The sequence below is a fragment of the Vibrio sp. 2134-1 genome (genome assembly GCF_033339495.1).
This window is the reverse complement of the sequence record NZ_JAWOUS010000846.1, coordinates 1-544: the sequence shown is the minus strand read 5'-3', so window position 1 is coordinate 544 and position 544 is coordinate 1. Positions and strand designations below refer to the sequence as shown.

Here is a 544-nt window from a genome sequence, read left to right as displayed (position 1 = left end):
CCAATATACTCCGGTTGCAATGGATTGGCTCAATGGCCGCCGAACCCCTTACGCAAACCAGCGTCTTAAAGGTGCCATTTGTGACTTAAACCTTGGTAGCTCATCGCCTGCAATTTTCTCCGCACTCGTAGAATCCACTGCGCATGGCGCAAAAGCGATCGTCGATTGCTTTATAGAACAAGATGTCACTGTCGAACGCGTCATCGCCATTGGTGGCATTGCGCAAAAATCCCCTTACGTGATGCAAATGTGCGCCGATGTGATTGGTCGCGACATCATCGTGGTCGAATCAGATCAATGTTGCGCATTGGGGGCAGCGATTTTTGCAGCCGTCGCAGCTGGCGTTTACCCGACGACCAAATCAGCACAAGCCGTGATGGCAAGTCCTGTTCGTCAAACCTACTCACCAACACCAAAAGTGCAAACATTGCGAGCACAGCGTTACGCGACGTATCGCGAGCTTGGGCAACACATGGAGCAGATTGCGGAGTTTCACCAATCGCAGGAGCGCGAAGATGTCTGAACAAACCGTCTGGAATGATGC

General features: G+C 51.8%; 1 protein-coding gene. It reads left to right on the top strand.

The annotated features are described in order from the left end of the window. On the top strand, window positions 1-523 hold a 523-nt coding region (locus R7R78_RS28875; RefSeq protein WP_263856356.1), incomplete at its 5' end, for an FGGY-family carbohydrate kinase. Between the last annotated feature and the right edge of the window lie 21 nt (window positions 524-544).